Source organism: Paenibacillus forsythiae T98 (assembly GCF_000520735.1).
In the GTDB taxonomy this organism is placed as follows: Bacteria; Bacillota; Bacilli; order Paenibacillales; family Paenibacillaceae; genus Paenibacillus_AQ; species Paenibacillus_AQ forsythiae.
This window is the reverse complement of the sequence record NZ_ASSC01000849.1, coordinates 1-749: the sequence shown is the minus strand read 5'-3', so window position 1 is coordinate 749 and position 749 is coordinate 1. Positions and strand designations below refer to the sequence as shown.

At 56.9% G+C, this 749-nt stretch carries 1 protein-coding gene and 1 pseudogene; both read right to left on the bottom strand.

What is annotated here, in order from left to right:
• Positions 1-470 (bottom strand): GTPase (locus L692_RS0125925; RefSeq protein WP_025702800.1); only part of this gene is annotated, 470 nt, incomplete at its 3' end.
• Between the two features lie 32 nt (positions 471-502).
• Positions 503-749: pseudogene (locus tag L692_RS30270) on the bottom strand (aspartate ammonia-lyase); the annotation flags it as partial.

Below are 749 nucleotides of genomic sequence, written 5' to 3'. Positions count from 1 at the left end.
GGCTTGCGTCCAAGCAACGCTTCCACTCGCGCCGCCTCTGAACGGGTCCCTTCCTGATCACCTTGAGCGGCCGCGAGCAAATCCATCTTGTTTAAAATAACAATTACAGGTATCTCTCTGGCGGCAATGGTCCTCAGCAATTCCTGCTCGAATTCACCGGCCCCGCAGGCGGCGTCCACCACAAGCAGCGCCAAATCGGCCTTGTTTAGAATACGCAGCGTTTTGTGAATACGCAGTTGTCCCAGATCGCCAAAATCATCCAGTCCGGCTGTATCAATAAGTACCACCGGACCTACCGGCAGCAGCTCCATCGGCTGATAGACCGGGTCGGTCGTCGTCCCGCTCACCGGGGAGACAATTGAGGTCTCCTGCCCGCCAAGCGCGTTGATTACACTCGATTTACCGGCATTTCGCCGCCCGAAGACGGCAATATGCCATCGTTCTCCGCGTGGTGTGTCGTTCAAGCTCATTCGGTTGTTCTCCTTTGCTGTCCTGTACCTCTTCAGACCTCTCTGCCGCTTCCGGGAATCCCCGGCTTGGTCACTTCCAGCGGATGAAGGATCGCTTTCATTTGCTCCGCTGTCATCAGGCCGCGTTCCTGCAACAGCTGTTCAAGCGGCTGTCCTGTAGACACCACATCCCTGACCAATTCGGCCGCCTGGTCATATCCGATATAAGAAACCGCCGCCGCAGCGATTACTCCCGAACGGTCCAGATTCTCCTGACAACGGGCGGCATCGAGCGTCAAG